The sequence below is a fragment of the Actinoplanes italicus genome, assembly GCF_003001815.1.
Taxonomy (GTDB): Bacteria; Actinomycetota; Actinomycetes; order Mycobacteriales; family Micromonosporaceae; genus Actinoplanes; species Actinoplanes italicus.
On sequence record NZ_PVMZ01000001.1, the window covers coordinates 99,212 to 117,089 of the forward strand.

A 17,878-nucleotide genomic window follows, 5' to 3' on the forward strand; every position below is an offset into this window, starting at 1 on the left:
CATGCCTACTGACGCCTGGTGGCGCGATGCGGTCATCTACCAGATCTACCCACGATCGTTCGCCGACGCGGACGGCGACGGCATGGGCGACCTGCCCGGCATCACGGCCCGGCTGCCGCAGCTGCGGCGGCTCGGTGTCGACGCGGTCTGGCTGTCGCCCTTCTACCCGAGCCCGCAGCACGACGCCGGATACGACGTCGCCGACTACCGTGGCGTCGACCCGCGGTTCGGATCGCTCGGCGACGCCGACAAGCTGATCGCCACGGCCCACGACCTGGGCCTGAAGGTCATCGTGGACCTGGTCCCCAACCACACGTCCAGCGAGCACGCGTGGTTCCGGGCCGCGGTCGAGGCCGGCCCCGGCAGTCCCGAGCGGGAGCGGTACATCTTCCGTGACGGCGACGAGCCGCCCAACTCATGGCAGAGCGTGTTCGGCGGGCCGGCCTGGCATCGGCTGCCGGACGGGCAGTGGTACCTGCACCTGTTCGACGTCTCCCAGCCCGACCTCAACTGGGACCACCCCGAGGTGCGGGCCGAGTTTCTCGACATCCTGCGGTTCTGGCTGGACCGGGGCGTCGACGGGTTCCGGGTGGACGTGGCGCACGGTCTGATCAAGGACGCCGAACTCACCGACTGGACGGCGCCGTCGGTGATCCTGGGCGGCCTGGACCCGGTCGGGCCGCCGCCACCCATGTGGGACCAGGAGGGCGTGCACGAGATCTACCGGCAGTGGCGGGCGGTGCTGGACGAGTACCCGGGCGGCCGCATCCTGGTCGCCGAGGCCTGGGTGCAGCCGGAGGAACGGCTGGCCCGTTACGTGCGGCCGGACGAGATGCACCAGGCGTTCAACTTCCCGTACCTGGAGGCGCCCTGGTCACCGGCCGAGCTGCGGGAGATCGTCGACACGTCGCTGGCCGCCAACGACGCGGTCGGCGCCACCACCACCTGGGTGCTCTCCAACCACGACGTGGTCAGGCACGCCTCGCGGCTCGGGTTCCCGCCCGGTGAGGGCCGCCGGCCGGGCATCGGCGCCGACGACCCGCAGCCGGACACCGGCCTGGGCCTGCGACGGGCCCGTGCGGCGACCCTGCTGATGCTGGCGCTGCCCGGGTCGGCCTACCTCTACCAGGGCGAGGAGCTGGGGCTGCCGGAGCACACGACGCTGCCTGACGAGTTCCGGCAGGACCCGGCCTGGGAGCGGTCGGGGCACACCGAGCGGGGCCGTGACGGCTGCCGGGTCCCGATCCCGTGGGAGGCCGACGCGCCGTCCTTCGGGTTCGGGCCGACCGACGCGAGCTGGCTGCCACAACCGGCGATCTGGGCGGAGTACGCGCTGGACCGCCAGGTGGACGTGCCCGGTTCCACCTGGGAGCTGTACCGGTCGGCGCTGGCCACCCGGCGCGAGCACGAGCTGGGTTCCGGTGAGCTGGTCTGGCTGGCGAGCGACGAGGGCGCGCTGGCGTTCCGCAACGGCGACGTGACGGTGGTGACCAACTTCGGCGCCGAGCCGGTGGCGCTACCGCCCGGCGCCCGGCTCCTGCTGAGCAGCGAGCCCCTCGACGCGGACGGACGGGTCCCCACCGACGTCACGGTCTGGGTGGTGTTCTGAGGCCGTCTGGTGTTCTGCGGCAACGGCCAGCAGGGCGGCGTGCGTATCGGCCATGTCCGCCGCCACCGTCCTGCTGGCCAGCCAGTACATGATCCCGGTCGGGATGAAGAAGACCTGGAACGCGGCGAGCCCGACCGCGTAGTTCAGTGGTGGCGGGAAGGCGCCGGCCAGGCTCCGGAAAGCGACCGCCACCAGCACGTTGCCTCCGGCCCGGCCGGCGCCGTTGACCAGGTTGCCGAGGCTGTAGACGGTGCCGCGATGCTGCGGCGGGTTCACGTCGGAGATCATGGCGAACCAGTTCGGTGAGTTCGCCGAGGTCAGCATCAGCGCGAACACGGCCACGACCAGGCAGATCCCGACGGTCGGCTCGGTCACCACGTTGGCCAGGACCCCGCGGATCACCGCCCCGGTCCCGGAGCCGTCCGGCACCGTGATCTTCATGGGGACGAAGAACAACACCACATAGAACGGTACGGCCGACAGCATCCCGATCGACGCCACCAGCGCCCGTCCGCGCGGGGTGCGCCGCTGCAGCCGGTCCCCGGCCAGCCCGCCGAGGATCGACAGCCCCGCCCCGAGCTGGAAGACGGTGGCGAAGACACTGCCGATCAGCACCGCCGTGCCGGTGGTGTAGCCCTGGTCCTCGGCCCGCGCCCGGAACAGCACCGGCAGCCACACCAGCGACCCGAAGGCGATCTGCGCGGTGCCGCCCTGCAGGATCAGCCACACGTTGGTACGCCGTTTCAGGATGACCGCCAGGTCCTGGTGGCGGATCCGCTCGTCGTAGTCGATCCCGGCCAGTTCCGGCTGGCTGTCGCCGCGCGGCACGTCGTAGGTGAACAGGTAGGCCAGCGTCGCCAGCACGCCCGCCACCGCGGTCACCAGGAACGGCTGCCGCCAGTCCTCGTGGCCCAGGATGCCGCCGACCAGCGTGCCGGCCAGCGTGCCCACGCCCTGGGACAGTCCCCAGAAGCTCATCACCAGGCCCCTGCGCCGCGGCGAGATCAGGTCGCTGACCACTGAGAAGCTCACCGACGCGACGCCGCCGAGCCCGAACGCGGCGAGCACCTGCCCGGCCAGGAACTGCCCGTAGTCACCGGCCAGGCCGGACCATGCGGTGCCGGCCACCCAGATCACCGTGCCGGCCACCAGGACCGGCTTGCGGTTCGTGCGGTCGCCCAGGTAGGCGAAGCCGATGGCGGCCACCGCGCTGATCAGGAACATGATCGTGGTGGCCAGCGCGATGTGGGCCTCGGTGACCTGGAGTTCGGTGCCGATGCTGCCGTAGAGCGGCGGGACGATGCCGATCGCGATGTTGTCGAGGGCGGCGAGAACGACGAAGACCACCACGCTGTAGACGCGGTGTGCCGTCCCGCCCTTGCCCATCACCGATGCAGGCTATCCCCGGCTGTCGCTCCCCGCTGGCCGGGTGGACCTGTTGTCGCAGGGTTCAAGGGGTGGTCAGCGGGTCTTCGCCGGGTGGACCCCGCGCGTGGGTGATCTGTGGAGGTGTTGATCGCGCGAGTCGCCAACTTCGTCCATGCCACGTCCGGCGGGCTGCGCACCGCGCTCCGCGAGCTCGGGAAGGGCTATCTGACGGCCGGGCACGAGACGGTGCTGATCGTTCCGGGGGCGGAGGCCGGCGAGGAGGAGACCGGGTACGGGCGGGTGATCACGCTGCCCGGGCCGGTGGTGCCGGGGCTCGGTGGGTATCGGGTGCTGATCAACCGGCGGGCCGTGAGCGCGACGCTGCGCGGGTTGCGGCCGGACCGGATCGAGGTGCACGACCGGAGCACGCTGCGCTGGCTCGGGCGCTGGGGCCGGGAGAACGACGTGCCGTCGATGATGGTGTCGCACGAGAGCCTGGACGGGTTGCTGCGGCTCTTCGTGCCGGGCAGGTCGCTCGGGCCGTGGACTGCCGACCGGTTGAACGCGCGGACCGTGGCGGCGTTCGACACGGTTCTGTGCACGACCGGGTGGGCGCAGCGGGAGTTCCTGCGTCTCGGGGCCGCGCCGCTGCGCGTACCGCTGGGAGTTGATCTTGATCGTTTCCACCCCGGCGAAAGGGTGGCCGGACCGGATCGGGTGATGCTGTTGCACTGCGGACGACTGTCGGCGGAGAAGGAGCCGCGGCTCTCCCTGGACACGCTCGCCGAACTGCGTGCCGGTGGGCTGGACGCGGAACTCGTCGTGGCCGGGGACGGGCCGTTGCGCGGCGATCTCTCGGCCGAGGCGGAACGGCGTGACCTGCCGGCCCGGTTTCTCGGGCACGTGCCCGACCCGCGTGCGCTGCTGGCCACCGCCGACGTGGTGCTGGCGCCCGGGCCGATCGAGACGTTCGGCCTCTCCGCGCTCGAGGCGCTCGCCAGCGGAACCCCCGCGGTGGTACGGACGAGCAGCGCCCTCCCCGAGGTGATCGGCGCCGCGGGGGTGGCCGCCGCCGGGGACGCGACCGGGTTCGCCGCCGCGGTGCGGGAGGTCCTGGCCCGGCCGGTTGACGACAGGCGTGCCGCGGCACGCCGCCAGGCCGAGTTGTTCCCCTGGTCGCGGGCGGTCGAGGGATTCTTGACCGCGCACGCGAACGGCGGCGCCACCGCGAGGCGGCGCCGCCGTTTCCTCACCCCCCGGTGATGATCAGTTGCCGATGTTGGCCTGCGGACCGGCGTACTTCGCCAGCAGCGCGGGGACGTCGGCGGCCGCGTCCAGGGTGTACGAGTAGAAGCTCCTCGGGTCGAAGGCCGAGCCGTTGGTCTGCTGCTTGCCCGACGAGTTCTTGACGATGCTGCCGCTCTGCTTGAGCTGGGCGGCCGACGTGTCGTTGTAGTACGGGTTCGCGACGTTGTCGAAGTAGCTGTTCTCCAGAACCATCTTCGTGCCGCCGCGCGACAGGTTGCCGTACGACGTGATGTTCTGCAGGTGGTTGTTGTAGAGATGCGCGTAGGCGACGTTGTCCGTGCTGGGGTTCCGCTGGTTCGTGCCCTTGATCCAGTTGTGGTGGATCGTCATGCGCGCGGTCACGTTCTCGGTCCAGCCGATGCCGAACGCCTTGTTGCCGGTCTCCAGGACGTTCCAGGACACCGTGAGGTACGTGGTGTCCTTACGGCTGTCGATCATGCCGTCGTTCATCCGGGTGATCCTGTTGTGGTCGATCCAGATGTGGTCGGCGGTGTCCATCTGGATGCCGTCGTAGTCGTACGTCTTGTCGTCCGGGTCGTCGTCGGTCATCTGCGTGTCGCGGATGGTCAGGTTCCGGATGATGACGTTCTTGACGCCGGTGCCGAGGAAGAAGCCACCGCCGACGATCTCGCCCTTGGTGCCGACGCCCACGATGGTCTTGTTCGACTTGACCTTGAGCTCGGTGCCCTTCGGGGTGATCGTGATGGGACCGCCCACCTTGATCACGTACGGCTCGGTCGCCGTGACGTACTTGGTCAGGTCGGCCAGGTTCGTCACGGTGACGGTCGTGCCGGCCGCGCCGCCCGTGGTGCCGCCGCCGGTGGAGGCAAAGCCGTCGGGAGTGGACGGCCAGGTCCGATCCGAGCCGCCGCCGGACACCGGGGTGAACGACCACTGCTTGTTCGAGTTGGCGCTGCAGGTCTCCTGGATGATCGCCGCGCCGTTCGCGGTCGACGCGCCCTCGTCCGAGATACACAGGCCGTTACCGGCGTTGATGATCTGGAACGTGTCGGTGCCGGACGCCGCGACCCTCCACTGCTGGTTGGTCTGCGAGCTCACGCACGTGTACTGCTGCAGCCGCTGACCCGAGGTGGCCGAGGCGGACGGCACGTCGATGCACTTGCCGCTGTTGACGTTCTGGAGCAGGAAGTTGCTGCCCGCGGCGACCAGCTTGAACTGCTGCCACGTCGAGTTCGCGGTGCAGCCCCACTGCTGGAGCAGGACGCTGTTGTCCTTCGAGGCGGACGGCACGTCGATGCACTTGCCGCTCTTCTTCACGATCAGCTGGTACGTGGTGCCGGCCGTCGGGGCGGTCGCGGCGTTCGACGGCAACATCGAGTACCCGATGAGACCGGCCGGGACCGCGAGGACGATCGCAGCCAGGATGGCGCTCTTCTTCTTCATGATCAACCCACCGGGTTCCAGTTGTCGGTGCCCGCGAGGTACTTCTGCGGGGTGTAGCTGGCGGCCTGCGAGTCACTCAGCTGCGGCCGGTTGCTGTTCGTCGTCGCGCCGGAACCGGTGTTCCGGTACTCCAGGAACCGAGCGTTCTGCCAGGTGTTCCCGCTCATGTCGGTCCAGGGCTGGGCGGTCCTCATGGTGGCGCTCAGGCTGGACTCACGGAACAGCACCTGCGCGGACGGGCCCCACGGGCGGCCGAGCTGCGTGGTGTTGTTCGTCGCGCCGGTGATCGTGCACTTGTAGAAGAGGAAGCCGTACGGGTTGGCCGCGTCCGTCTTGGCCGCCGTGATCGGGCCGCCGGTGGACCGCTTCTCGTACACCTTGGTGCCGTTGAAGACAGCCGTGCCGCCGCCGAAGACGAAGTCGACGGTGCCCTCGACGTAACCGCCCTTGACGTAGGACCGGCCACTGTTGACCAGCAGGGTGTCCTGGGCGCCGAGGAACCGGACGTTGTCGAAGACGAGCCGGTCGGCGTTCAGGTTCGCGGCCACCGCCTGCGACCCTTCGCCGTAGTCGTTCGAGATCGTCAGGTTGACGGCGTTGAACTCCCTGCCGTTGGCGAAGAGTGTGGCGCTACCCGAGGTGCCGTAACCGCCGGCCGAGCTGTGGTTGTTGACGATCACCACGTCGTCGTTGGTGTCACCGCCGCCCTTCAGCGTGATGAACGGCTTGTTCGACGGGACCGTCACGATCTCCCGGTAGGTGCCCGGCTTGATGGTGATCGTCTGACGGCCGGCGTTGTTCGCCGCCACCGCGTCGATCGCGGCCTGCACGGTCCGGTACTTGCCGGTGCCGTCTGCGGCGACCGTGAACGTGCCGGTGGTCCCGCCGGAGACCGGTGTGAACGACCACTGCTTGTTCGAGTTGGCGGTGCAGGTCTCCTGGATGATCGCCGCGCCGTTCGCGGTCGAGGCACCCTGGTCCGAGATGCACAGGCCGTTGCCGACGTTGATGATCTGGAACGTGTCGGTGCCCGACGCCGCCAGCCTCCACTGCTGGTTGGTCTGCGAACCCACACACGTGTACTGCTGCAACTGCTGACCCGACGTCGCCGACGCGGACGGCACGTCGATGCACTTGCCGCTGTTGACGTTCTGGATCAGGAAGTTGCTGCCCGACGCGACCAGCTTGAACTGCTGCCAGGTCGAATCGGCCGTGCAACCCCACTGCTGGAGCAGCGTGCTGTTGGCGGTCGAGGCCGACGGCACGTCGATGCACTTGCCGCTCTTCTTCACGATCAGCTGGTACGCGATTCCGGTGGCCGGGGCGGTCGCCGCGTTCGACGGCATCATCGAGTACCCGATGAGACCGGTGGGCACGACCAATGCGGCCGCGACACCGAGCAACACCCGCTTCCGGGATTTTCTCTCTGCCACTGCGGTCCTTCCTAACGTGCTGGGGATGACGGCCGAGGGGGATGTCGGCCGGTGTTCCTGTGCACGTAGATGCCGCGATGGCAGGGCGACAACAAAAACTTCAAAACATTTCGCGGGTACGGTCGGCGCCGCGCAAGTGGATCTTCATGGCTGGGCCGTACCGCTGTCCCGGCGTGCTTGCGACAGCGATACGGCCCAGCTGGGGTTTCAGCCGCGGACTGCGGCGTACTGCTCCCGGATCAGCGGGACGCTGTCCGCCTCGTACACGGCCGGGGTCTCCGCCGACCAGACCGGCGGGAGATCACCGCCCGCCGTGACCCACGCCGCCTGCCGGGCCGCGCCGTCGGCCACGTACTCGCCGGGCGGCGGGACCACAACCGGCTTGCCGAACAGCGCTGGCGCGATGCGGCGGACCGCCTCGCTGCGCGCCCCGCCGCCGACCAGGACGATCCGGTTCGCCTCGGCACCGGTCGCGACCAGCGCGTCCAGACCGTCGGCGAGCGCGCACAGCATGCCCTCGACGGAGGCCCGGGCCAGGTGTGCCGGGGTCGACGTCCGCAGGGTGAGCCCGTGGATCGAGCCGGTGGCGTCCGGCCGGTTCGGGGTGCGCTCCCCCTCCAGATAGGGCACCAGGACCAGCCCGTCGGCACCGGCTGTAGCCGACAGGGCGAGCCGCGACAACTCGTCGTGATCGACATCGAGCAGCCTGGCGGCCGCGTCGAGCACCCGGGCCGCGTTGAGCGTGACCACGATCGGCAGGAACCGTCCGGTGGTGTCGGCGAAACCGGCCACCGTCCCGGTCGGGTCGTTCGGCGCCACCTCCGAGGAGGCGAAGACCGTCCCGGACGTGCCGATCGAGACGATCACGTCGCCGGGGGCCGCGCCGGTGCCGAGAGCGGCCGCCGCGTTGTCCCCGGCGCCCGGACCCAGCGGGGCGCCGTTCCGCAGATGACCGGCGATCCCGGTGGGGCCCAGCACCTCCGGAACGATCAGGTCGCGGCCGAAGCCGAGTTCCAGCAGGTCGTGCCGGTACTCGTTGGTCTTCGCCGACCAGTAGAGCGTGCCGCTGGCGTCACTGCGGTCGGTCCGTAGATCACTCAGGGAAGTGGATCCGGACAGCTTCCAGGTCAGCCAGTCGTGCGGCAGGCACACCGCGGCCACCTTCGCCGCGTTGGCCGGCTCGTTGCGGGCCAGCCAGCGCAGCTTGGTCAGGGTGAAGCTGGCGACCGGCACGATGCCGACCGCGTCCGCCCACCTGTCACCACCGCCGAGCTCCTCGATCAGGTCGGCGGCCGCCCCGGCGCTGCGTGTGTCGTTCCACAGCAGCGCCGGGCGGACCACCTCGCCGTTCTCGTCGAGCGCGACCATGCCGTGCTGCTGCCCGGCGACCGAGGCGGCGGCCACGTCGTCCAGGCCGCCGGCCTCCTCGATCGCCTGCCGCAGCGCGGTCCACCACGCGTCCGGGTGCACCTCGGTGCCGTCCGGATGCGAGGCACGACCCTGCCGGACCAGCTTGCCGGTCTCGGCGTCACGGATCACGACCTTGCACGACTGCGTCGAGCTGTCGATCCCGGCGACGAGAGCCACGGTTACCGGGCTCCGAGGACGTGCTCGATCGCGAGCTGGTTGAGCTTCACGAAGTGGTAGCCCTGCGCGCCGGCGGCTTCGGCGTCGTAGTCCTCGAACGCGGATCGGTCGGCCAGCAGGTCGGTGTAGGTCTCGCCCGGGTTGAGGGTCGGCTTGCCGAGCTCGGCGACCTTGGCCGCGGCCAGCGCCTCCTGCACCTCGGGGTCCGCCCGGAACGCCTTGGCCCGCTCCTTGAGCAGCAGGTACATCCGGATGTTGGCCTTCGCCGACTCCCAGACGCCGGTGAAGTCCTCGGTGCGCGACGGCTTGTAGTCGAAGTGGCGCGGACCCTCGTAGGCCGGGGCGCCTTCGACGCCACCGTGCTCGAGCAGGTCGACCAGCGAGAACGCGCTGAGCAGGTCGCCGTGGCCGAAGACCAGGTCCTGGTCGTACTTGGGGCCGTGCTGGCCGTTCAGGTCGATGTGGAAGAGCTTGCCGTGCCACAGCGCCTGGGCGATGCCCTGGGTGAAGTTGAGCCCGGCCATCTGCTCGTGGCCGACCTCGGGGTTGATGCCGAACAGCTCCGGCCGGTCGAGCTCCTGCGTGAACGCGATGGCGTGGCCGGCGGTCGGGAGCAGGATGTCGCCGCGGGGCTCGTTGGGCTTGGGCTCGATCGCGAAGCGGAAGCCGTAGCCGCGGTCCTCGGAGTACTGCGCGAGCAGGTTGAGGGCCTCCCGGTAGCGGTCGAGAGCGGCCTGCACGTCCTTGGCGGAGTCGTACTCGGCACCCTCGCGGCCGCCCCAGATCACCAGGGTCTTGGCGCCCAGCTCGGCGCCGAGGTCCATCTGGCGCAGCACCTTGCGGATCGCGTACCGGCGGACCGAACGGTCGTTGCTGGTGAAGCCGCCGTCCTTGAACACCGGGTGGGTGAACAGGTTGGTGGTGACCATCGGCACGATCAGGCCGGTCTCGTCGAGCGCCTTCTTGAACCCGGCGATGATGCCGTCCCGGGTCTGTGCGTCGGCACCGAACGGTACGAGGTCGTCGTCGTGGAACGTGATGCCGTAGGCGCCGATCTCGGCGAGCTTGTGGACGGCCTCGACCGGGTCGAGGGCCGGGCGGGTGGCGTCACCGAACGGGTCGCGGGCCTGCCAGCCGACGGTCCAGAGGCCGAAGGAGAACTTGTCATCGCGTGTGGGCTGGACGGACACGGGTAACCTCCCGGAAATTGTTTAGTGGTTGAATTATTTGACCGGCGTATGGCACTGTCAAGGGCGTGTTGAGCCCTTCCACGACTCCGGTGCGGCAGGCAAGCGTGCGGGCTCATAATCTCGCGCTCGTACTGCACACCGTGGCAAACAGCACATCTCCGCCATCACGGGCGGCGGTCGCCGGGGCCACCGGACTCACCCGCGCGACCGTTTCCGCCCTTGTCGACGACCTAGTGGCGGGCGGCCTGCTGATCGAGGTCGACCCACCCCCGCGGACCGGCGCCGGGCGCCCGGCGGTCGGGCTCGCGCTCACCTCCACCGGCCCGGCAGGGCTCGGGCTGGAGATCAACGTCGACTATCTGGCCGCCTGTGTGGTCGACCTGACCGGCGCGGTACGCCACCGCCACGTCGAACACGCCGACCAGCGCCCGGCCGACCCGGCACAGGCTCTCGCGGCGCTCGGCCGTCTCGCCGCGGCCGCCCGGCTCGCGGCCGAGGCCGACGGGCTCGTCGTCGCCGGGGCCGCGCTGGCCGTGCCCGGCCTGGTCGCCGGCGGCCTGGTCCGGGTCGCACCGAACCTGGCCTGGCAGGACGTCGACGCGGTGGCCGCGCTGCGTGCCGTCCCCGAGCTGGCCGACCTGCCGGTGACCGTCGACAACGAGGCCAACCTGGCGGCCCTCGGCGAGCTGCGGGTGACCGGCGGGCTGTCGAACGATCGGGACCGGAGCCCCGGCCCCACAGACGCGGGGCCGTCGGGCAACTCGTTCCTCTACGTGTCCGGCGAGATCGGCATCGGTGCGGGGCTGGTCATCGACGGCGAGCTCTACCGCGGGGTGCGCGGCTGGAGCGGCGAGATCGGCCACGTCACGGTCTATCCCGACGGGCGGCCGTGCCGCTGCGGGTCTCGGGGCTGCCTCGAGCAGTACGCGGGACAGGAGGCTCTGGCCGTGGATGAGCCGCTGGCCGCCGCGGCCCTGGGCATCGCGCTGTCCGCCGTCGTCAACCTGCTGGACGTGCCGGTCATCGTGCTCGGCGGGGCATACGCCCCGATCTTCGCCACGCTGCGCGAGGGCATCGAGGCCGAACTGCGCGCCCGGGTGCTGACCTCGGGCCTGGCGCCCGTCACGCTGCGCGCGGCGGCGCTCGGGCCGGACGCGGCGATGCGTGGGGCGGCCGACACGATCATCCGGGGCGTACGCGAGGACCCCGCGGCCTGGCTCCGGCGGTCGGCCTAGGTCTTCCGCTCGGCGGGCGTGCTTCACCCGTACACCCAAGCCGGGGTTGTGCCCGTGCCACCGGGACGAAGAAGCCGCGGCCGCCGTCTGAGGGAAGACGGCGGCCGCGGCTTTTGTGCCTGGTGTTGCGGTGGCGCCTAGATGACGCCGGTCCGCGAGCCGATGGCCTGCGCGAAGATGCTGGTGATCAGCGTGGGGTCGGGCGCGAGGAAGACACCGCTGTTGCTGCCCGGGAGTGCGTCCCGGATCATCTTCAGCTCCTCGACGCTGACCTTGTCACCGATGCCGATGAGCACGAGGCGGATCGGCTTCTTCGGGTCCTGCGCCTTCTTGAGCTCGGCCACGAGCTTGTCGTCCGTGATGCCGTCGGCGTTCTCGTTCTTACCGTCGGTGAACAGGATGACCGAGTTGATCTTCTGCGGCGAGTAGTTCTTCTTCGCGTGCAGGTAGGCGTCGAGGACCGTGTCGTAGAGACCGGTACCGCCACCCTCCTTCGGGTCCAGGTCGTTGATCGAGTCCTGGAGCTCCTCCCGGCCCTTCACCAGCGAAGTGATCGGGACCAGCTGCTTCCAGGGCTTCGCGCCGTTCTCGTTGGTGGAGAACCGCCACACGCCGACCGACCACTTGTTGCTGAACAGCGAGAGACCCACGCTCGCGGCCTGCTGGGTCACCTGCGCCCGGCTCTTGCCGCCGGCGGTCGGCACCGGCTCCGCCATCGAGCCGGAGGTGTCGAAGACGGTCAGCGCCTGACCGGGCTTGGTGGTGGCGATCCAGCCACCGACCACCGCGCTCAGGTCACCGCCGGTGAGGGCGGCCGAGGCTGCCTTACCGTCCGGGGCCTTGGTGGCGGCGGGCGGAGTGACGGCCGGGGACGACTGGGGCGCGCCCATCGGGGCCGGGAAGTTGGCGCCGTAGGTGCCGTCGGGAGCCCGGAGACCGGCCGCGGCCAGCGCGTTCTTAGCAGCCGGGGCGAGCAGCTGCAGGCGCAGGCCCTCGGCGGCGTCCGCCTTCTGGGCGTCGACCACCTGCGGCATGATCGTGTACGGGTAGTCCAGCGGCGCCGGGCTCGGCTCCAGGTAGATCGCGCTGAGCGGGATGGCCGGGCGCTCCGCGTTGTAGGCGACCACGTCCTCCTCGGACAGCGGCGCGGCGCTCACCGTGTTCGGGCCGAAGAGATCGGTCTCCGACTTCGGGAACCGGGCGAGCAGTTCCTCACGCAGCACGGCCTTGTTGGTGTCCAGCGCGGTGAGGGCCCGCGACTTGGCCTTCAGCCCCTCGATCGGGTTGGTGCCCGACGCGGCGGTGGAGGCCTGGCTGAGCGCCAGGAGGCTGGTCAGGCCGGACGCGTCCTGCGTCGGGTCCATGATGCCGACGGACATGGGCTCGTCGGTGGAGAAGTTCGCGAGCAGGTTGGCCCAGCCGACCTTGCCCTTCGGCCAGTTGAAGGCCTGCTTGGCGATCGGCTCCGGCATGGCCAGCACGAGCGGGCTCTGCGCGACGGACGTGATCGTCTGAGGCAGGAAGCCGGCGGCCTCGGTCTGCAGGCGCAGCAGCCAGGTCGACGAGTCCGGGACCCAGACGTCGGGCGCCTGGACGGACTCGGGAGCCGGTGGCAGGCCGATGAGGGCGACCGAGTGATCGCGACTCACGGCACTGGCGATCGTCGCGGGGAGCTCGTCGGTGACGTCGACCGCGACGCAGGTGCCATTGACGGCGGCACCCGCCTTGGTCCACTGATCGGCGATCGCCTTGACGGCGGGCACGATCTCTGGAGCGGCGGCTACGTTCAGCTTCACGGACCCCGAACACGACGAGTCGGCGAACTGCTGAAAGCCCAGGTACGTCCCAGCGATTACGACGACTATCGCCATCGCACCTCCGACGACGCCCGCTCCCTTTGAGTTGAAGTTTCTACGATGGCGGCCAGACACGCGATCTATAGTGCGCATGTCCGAAGCTGAATGCCATATACGTTCGGGCGAAAATTACTCAGATTGGCGCTTCCCGATCTAGAAAACACGGGCAGTGATGGCGCCGTTCCCGAGGGTGTCAAGTTCGACCTGCGGCGTGTCGGCTTTGAAGGTAATAATCACCGACACGCCGAAGTGTCCGAACTTCGCTATGGCCTGATCATCGGCGGATTCCAGCGGAGCAGGCAGGTCGGGCTCGGTTCCCCGGTCGGTTCACCTTGGACACCCGGAATTCCGGTCTCCGGATCGATGCGGAAAACGGTCACGTTGTGTGAGCGCTGATTGGTCACGTAGAGGTGATCCCCGAGCAGGACCATGTGCCTCGGCCAGACCCCGTCGGCGGGCACGTCGGCCACCAGGACCGCCTCGTCGCCGTCCCAGGCGAACGCCGAGACGGTGTCCGGGCCCCGGTTCGCCACATAGACGAACCGCCCATTCCGGCCCATCGTGATCTCCGACGGATAGACCTGCCCCGACGAGGTGCTGGTGGCCGTCTCCCCCCGCTGCTCCAGCAGCGGGCCACCGGCCGGGCGGTACCAGCTCAGCGTCCCGCTCAGCTCACCGACGAGCAGCAGCGCGCCGTCGGCCGAACGCAGCAGATGACGCGGGCCGGTACCGGGCTTCACCTCGACCGCGACCTCCGGAAGCCCCAGCCGGCCCGTGTTCGGGTCCAGGCGCGACCGCCACACGCGGTCCGACCCCAGGTCGGAGATGAGGATGTCGGCGCCGTTCGGGTCGGGGACCACCTGGTGGGCGTGCGGACCGGACTGGCGCTCGGCGTCCGGCCCCGAACCGGTCAGTGTCAGCAGGTCGCTGCGCTCGGCCGGGGCGCCCTCGGCGTCGAGCGGGTGCACCGAGACCGAGCCGCTCGCGTAGTTCGCCACCACCAGGTGCCGGCCGTCCGCGGTCACCGCCAGATGACACGGATCCGCGCCGCCGGTCGAGCGGGTCACCATCGGGGTCAGCGAGCAGTCCGGCGCCACCGTGAAGGCGGACACCGTGCCCCGGTCCAGCTCGTTCACCGCGTACAGGACCGGGAGGGTGGGGTGCTGGGCGAGGAACGAGGGCGACGAGGTCCGTGCGGCCAGCCCCAGCCGGGTCAGTTCCCCGGTCACGGGGTCACGCCGCAGGAGCGTGATGCCGTCGCCCTCACCTCCCTTGTCTCCGGTGTAACAACCGACGAAGACGTACTCATGGCTTGAACCCATGTCCCCGATCCCATCACAGAACTCGGGAACCGTCCGGTATGACACCACCCCCGGCGGCGCGGACCCCCGTTATCGCCCGCGCAGCTGGTGGTGGTGTCTCAGGTCGTGCCCGATCAGCCGTTCAGGAGCTCGTACGCCGCGGCCGGGGCGGCGACCGCGTCGGCCGGCGCCTTGACCGGAGCGGCCGTCCCGTACTGGTCGTAGACGACCTCGTAGGTGCTCGCCTTCGTCTTGCCCGCGGCCGGGATCTTCACGACGGCCTTGGTGATCCGGCCCTCGGAATCCAGAGCCAGCTCCAGCGGTACGGCCTTCGCCTGCTCACCGAGCGCCTTGAGGGTCGCGTCGTCGACGATCTCCGCCTCGGTCGCCCGGGTCAGGTCGGCGGTCCCGGCGTACACACCCTTGCCGGTCTCCGCCAGGCCCGTGGCCGACTCGATCAGCGTGCTCACGAAACCGGGGTCGCTCTCACCGTTGTAGGTGAGGTCCTCGGAGGAGTCGGCGGACAGCTTGCCCGACTCCAGCTTCATCCACTTCTTCGGCAGCTTGGGCAGGCCGGAGTTCGCCGGCGCCCCGGCGAACGAGATCTTCGCCCAGGCCTGCTTCTCGACGACCAGGAACTTCATGGTGAGGGTGAATCCACCACCCTCCTCGATCTTCTGGACGAAGTCACTGGTGATCGACTTGTTGGGGGCGTCCACCACGCCCGAGAACGGCGACACACCGCCCTTGATCGTGTAGTGGAACACCGGGCTGCTCGTGGTCGGGACGCCCTTGATCAGGGTGGTGGTCGCGGAGACCTCCTCGACCGTCTCCTGAACCGTCTCGGCGACGCCGCAGGCGGACAGGCCGGCGGTGCCGATCAACAGTGCGCCGGTCGCGGCCAGGCGCTTGGCGAGAACGTTCATCACTTCGTCTTCCTCACGGCGGGTACGCAATGCGTTTGATGCCAGGAAGCCTCCAGAAGACGACTGCCGATGCGCTGCGGCTATGCTGCTGCCGGCTGCGGTTCCGCTGCCGAAAACGAGAAACCGCAGGTCAAACAGGGGGTGCCGATGTACGGGGAACCGGCCACCAACCCGCTGCGATTCGAGATCCTGGGCGTCGTCCGCGCCTTCCGCGGCGGCCGGCAGCTCGATCTCGGACCCGCCAAGCAGCGTGCCGTCCTCGCTGTGCTGCTGCTGAACCCGGGCCGGCCCGTCCCGACCCATCGCATCGTCGACGCGGTCTGGGGCGACGAGCCGCCAGAGAACGGCCCCAACGTCGTCCAGAAGTACGTGGCCGGCCTGCGGCGGGTCCTCGACCCCGACCGGTCCCCGCGCACCCCCGGCGAGATGCTCGCGCTCACCGACGGCGGCTATGTGCTGCGTGCCGCCTCACTCGACGCCGAGGACTTCCGCAACGGACTGGCCCGCGCCGACGCCGAACGCCGGGCCGGTCGTCTCGAGGAGGCCGCCCGGCTTGCCCGTACCGCCCTGGAACTCTGGAACGGCGAGGCGCTCGGCGGACTGACCGGCCCCCTCTTCGACTCCGCCCGGACACGGCTGGTCGAGGAACGGGCCAGTGCCTGGGAGATGTGGGCCGAGATCGAACTGTCCCGCGGCGGTTTCGCGGGCCTCGTCTCCGAACTGTCCCGGCTGGTCCAGGAGTTCCCGCTCCGCGAGGGTCTGCGGGCCCAGCTGATGATCGCGCTGCACCGGAGCGGGCGTCAGGCCGAGGCGCTGGCCGTGTTCCGGGACGCCCGCGAGTACCTCCTGGATGAGCTCGGCGTCGAACCCGGCGAGCGGCTGCAGGAGACACATCGTCAGATCCTGCGCAACGAGCCGCCGGCACCGCCTACGGCTGTGCACACCCCGGCGGCCGTGCACATCCCGGCGCCGCGACCACCCGCCGATCCGATGCCGGCGGCGGTCCAGCCGTACTCACCGGCGCCACCGCCGCACGCACTGATGCCGGGCCTGCCGTTCGCGCCGCGCCGCCACGGCATCTCCTGGGCCGAGGTGATCCTCGCCGCGGTGCTGCCGCTGGCGACCTGCTCCATGGGCAGCTGGTTCTACTTCGCGTACGCGGCGTTCCAGCGGCGCACGATCCGCGACGTGCTGGTGGCCGTCGGATACTTCTTCGCGGTCATCGGCGTACTCGTCTTTCTGGTGATCGACCCCAGCGACCCGAATTCGGAACTCGCCTCGGACGCCGAGACGATCGGGTTCCTCCTCGGCCTGGGCCTGATCGCCCTCGCCGCGTTCCACGGGGCGTTCCTGGCCGTCTTCCCCGGCGACAGCCGGCGGGCCCGCAGGCAGCGTGACATGGCGCGGATGTACGCGACGTTCCACCCGGACGCGGCCCGTCAGGCCGGGATCGGCCGGCCCGACCTCATGCGGTCCTTCGACGACGGCGGGCTGGTCGACCTCAACCACGCTCCGGCCCAGGAGATCGCACGCCTGCACGGGATCAACCCGATCGAGGCGCACCGGATCGCCGTCGACCGCTACGAGCGCGGGCCCTACCGCGCCCCGGATGATCTGGTGGTCCGTGGACTGCTGCGGCCGAAGACGTTGCAGCGCCTCGAGCCGTGGCTGATCTGCGTCCCGCCCGCGATGCCGGCCCGGGCCGACGCTCCTGGCCCGGATCCGGTCTAGCGACCGCGTTTCGAAAATTCGGCCTAGCGGCTCGCGGCCGCGGCCAGCTGGCGCCGGGCGACGTACTCCACGAGCTCGATCAGCACGTTGCGGGCCGAACCCTGGTCACGAGCGTCGAAGAGGACGACCGGCACACCGGGGTCCAGGTCGAGGGCACGCGCCACCGCCTCGGGCGCGTACCGGTGATCGGTGTCGAAGCAGTTCACCGCCACCACGAACGGGGTGCCGCGCTGCTCGAAGTAGTCGATCGACGGGAAGCAGTCGGCCAGCCGCCGGGTGTCGGCCAGCACCACGGCGCCGAGCGCGCCCTGCGACAGCTCGTCCCAGAGGAACCAGAACCGGTCCTGCCCCGGCGTACCGAAGAGGTAGAGCTGCAGATCCTCGGTGATGGTGATGCGGCCGAAGTCCATCGTGACCGTGGTGGTGGTCTTGGTCTCCACACCGGAGACGTCGTCGGCACCCTCGGCACCGGTCAGGACCTCTTCGGTCTGCAGTGGCCGGATCTCACTCACCGATCCGACCATCGTGGTCTTGCCCGCTCCGAACCCACCCGCGATGAGGATCTTGAGAGCTACGGGAATGCGCGACGATCCGCCGTTGCGGTCAGAGCGCACGGAGTCCATTGACAACCGCCTTGAGTACGTCGACGTCATGCGGCTGGGTTGCAGCCGGGGGTTCGTACAGCGAGATCAAACCCGCTGAGCGTAGATCACCGAGGAAGACCCGGACCACGCCGATCGCCAGGTCGAGCTGGGAAGCCAGCTCGACCACGGAGATCGGCTCCCAGGCCGCGGCCACGATGGCATGGTGCTCCGGCTGCAACTGCTGCCCGGGCGTGAGGTCGGGCACGGTCGCCACGACGAACGCGACCAGGTCGAAGTCACAGTCCGCCGGGGCGACGCGTCCCTGGGTCATCGCATAGGGGCGCAC

At 69.9% G+C, this 17,878-nt stretch carries 14 protein-coding genes; 4 read left to right on the forward strand and 10 right to left on the reverse strand.

Annotated elements, in window-relative coordinates; genetic code table 11:
• The first annotated feature begins 1 nt into the window (after position 1).
• Positions 2 to 1,609: a glycoside hydrolase family 13 protein gene (locus tag CLV67_RS00550; RefSeq protein ID WP_106315143.1), complete on the forward strand. Its 1,608-nt coding sequence runs from the start codon at positions 2 to 4 to the stop codon at positions 1,607 to 1,609.
• Here CLV67_RS00550 and CLV67_RS00555 read toward each other — a convergent pair.
• Entirely contained in the window at positions 1,517 to 2,995 is a 1,479-nt protein-coding gene (locus CLV67_RS00555; protein WP_106315144.1) for an MFS transporter, read from the reverse strand. The two genes, CLV67_RS00550 and CLV67_RS00555, sit on opposite strands and share 93 nt — an antisense overlap.
• A gap of 123 nt (positions 2,996 to 3,118) precedes the next feature.
• Between CLV67_RS00555 and CLV67_RS00560 the strand changes: the two genes are divergently transcribed.
• Positions 3,119 to 4,240 carry a glycosyltransferase gene (locus CLV67_RS00560; protein WP_106315695.1) on the forward strand — a complete coding sequence of 374 codons (1,122 nt, stop codon included), beginning with the start codon at positions 3,119 to 3,121 and terminating at the stop codon, positions 4,238 to 4,240.
• Between the two features lie 3 nt (positions 4,241 to 4,243).
• On the opposite strand, the gene CLV67_RS00565 is transcribed toward CLV67_RS00560, so the two are convergent.
• The 4 genes from CLV67_RS00565 to xylA form a co-directional block, all read right to left on the reverse strand.
• Positions 4,244 to 5,689: an RICIN domain-containing protein gene (locus CLV67_RS00565; protein ID WP_170153709.1), complete on the reverse strand. Its 1,446-nt coding sequence runs from the start codon at positions 5,687 to 5,689 to the stop codon at positions 4,244 to 4,246.
• 2 nt (positions 5,690 to 5,691) lie between these two features.
• A complete protein-coding gene (locus tag CLV67_RS00570) occupies positions 5,692 to 7,122 on the reverse strand; it encodes a pectinesterase family protein (protein WP_106315146.1) in 1,431 nt (476 codons plus the stop codon).
• A 207-nt stretch (positions 7,123 to 7,329) separates the two neighbouring features.
• Complete coding sequence (gene xylB, locus CLV67_RS00575; RefSeq protein ID WP_106315147.1) at positions 7,330 to 8,709, reverse strand: xylulokinase; 1,380 nt, start codon at positions 8,707 to 8,709, stop codon at positions 7,330 to 7,332.
• 2 nt (positions 8,710 to 8,711) lie between these two features.
• Positions 8,712 to 9,899, reverse strand: coding sequence for a xylose isomerase (gene xylA, locus CLV67_RS00580; RefSeq protein WP_106315148.1), 1,188 nt, complete (start codon positions 9,897 to 9,899; stop codon positions 8,712 to 8,714).
• 131 nt (positions 9,900 to 10,030) lie between these two features.
• On the opposite strand from xylA, the gene CLV67_RS00585 reads away from it, so the two are divergent.
• Positions 10,031 to 11,134, forward strand: coding sequence for an ROK family protein (locus tag CLV67_RS00585; protein ID WP_373873136.1), 1,104 nt, complete (start codon positions 10,031 to 10,033; stop codon positions 11,132 to 11,134).
• A 137-nt stretch (positions 11,135 to 11,271) separates the two neighbouring features.
• On the opposite strand, the gene CLV67_RS00590 is transcribed toward CLV67_RS00585, so the two are convergent.
• The 3 genes from CLV67_RS00590 to CLV67_RS00600 all read right to left on the reverse strand — a co-directional run bounded on the left by CLV67_RS00590 (position 11,272) and on the right by CLV67_RS00600 (position 15,217).
• Positions 11,272 to 13,005, reverse strand: a complete 1,734-nt coding sequence (locus tag CLV67_RS00590; protein ID WP_106315150.1) for a substrate-binding domain-containing protein — start codon at positions 13,003 to 13,005, stop codon at positions 11,272 to 11,274.
• Between the two features lie 248 nt (positions 13,006 to 13,253).
• Positions 13,254 to 14,312, reverse strand: a complete 1,059-nt coding sequence (locus CLV67_RS00595) for a lactonase family protein (protein ID WP_106315151.1) — start codon at positions 14,310 to 14,312, stop codon at positions 13,254 to 13,256.
• A gap of 113 nt (positions 14,313 to 14,425) precedes the next feature.
• On the reverse strand, positions 14,426 to 15,217 hold the full coding sequence (locus CLV67_RS00600) for a hypothetical protein (RefSeq protein WP_106315152.1): 792 nt from the start codon (positions 15,215 to 15,217) through the stop codon (positions 14,426 to 14,428).
• Between the two features lie 147 nt (positions 15,218 to 15,364).
• On the opposite strand from CLV67_RS00600, the gene CLV67_RS00605 reads away from it, so the two are divergent.
• Complete coding sequence (locus tag CLV67_RS00605; protein ID WP_170153710.1) at positions 15,365 to 16,948, forward strand: BTAD domain-containing putative transcriptional regulator; 1,584 nt, start codon at positions 15,365 to 15,367, stop codon at positions 16,946 to 16,948.
• Between the two features lie 23 nt (positions 16,949 to 16,971).
• Here CLV67_RS00605 and CLV67_RS00610 read toward each other — a convergent pair whose 3' ends face one another.
• Together CLV67_RS00610 and CLV67_RS00615 are read right to left on the reverse strand one after the other, a co-directional pair.
• Positions 16,972 to 17,571, reverse strand: a complete 600-nt coding sequence (locus tag CLV67_RS00610) for a GTP-binding protein (protein ID WP_106315154.1) — start codon at positions 17,569 to 17,571, stop codon at positions 16,972 to 16,974.
• Positions 17,552 to 17,863, reverse strand: coding sequence for a DUF742 domain-containing protein (locus tag CLV67_RS00615; RefSeq protein ID WP_239166172.1), 312 nt, complete (start codon positions 17,861 to 17,863; stop codon positions 17,552 to 17,554). Before CLV67_RS00615 ends, CLV67_RS00610 begins: the two co-directional genes overlap by 20 nt.
• Between the last annotated feature and the right edge of the window lie 15 nt (positions 17,864 to 17,878).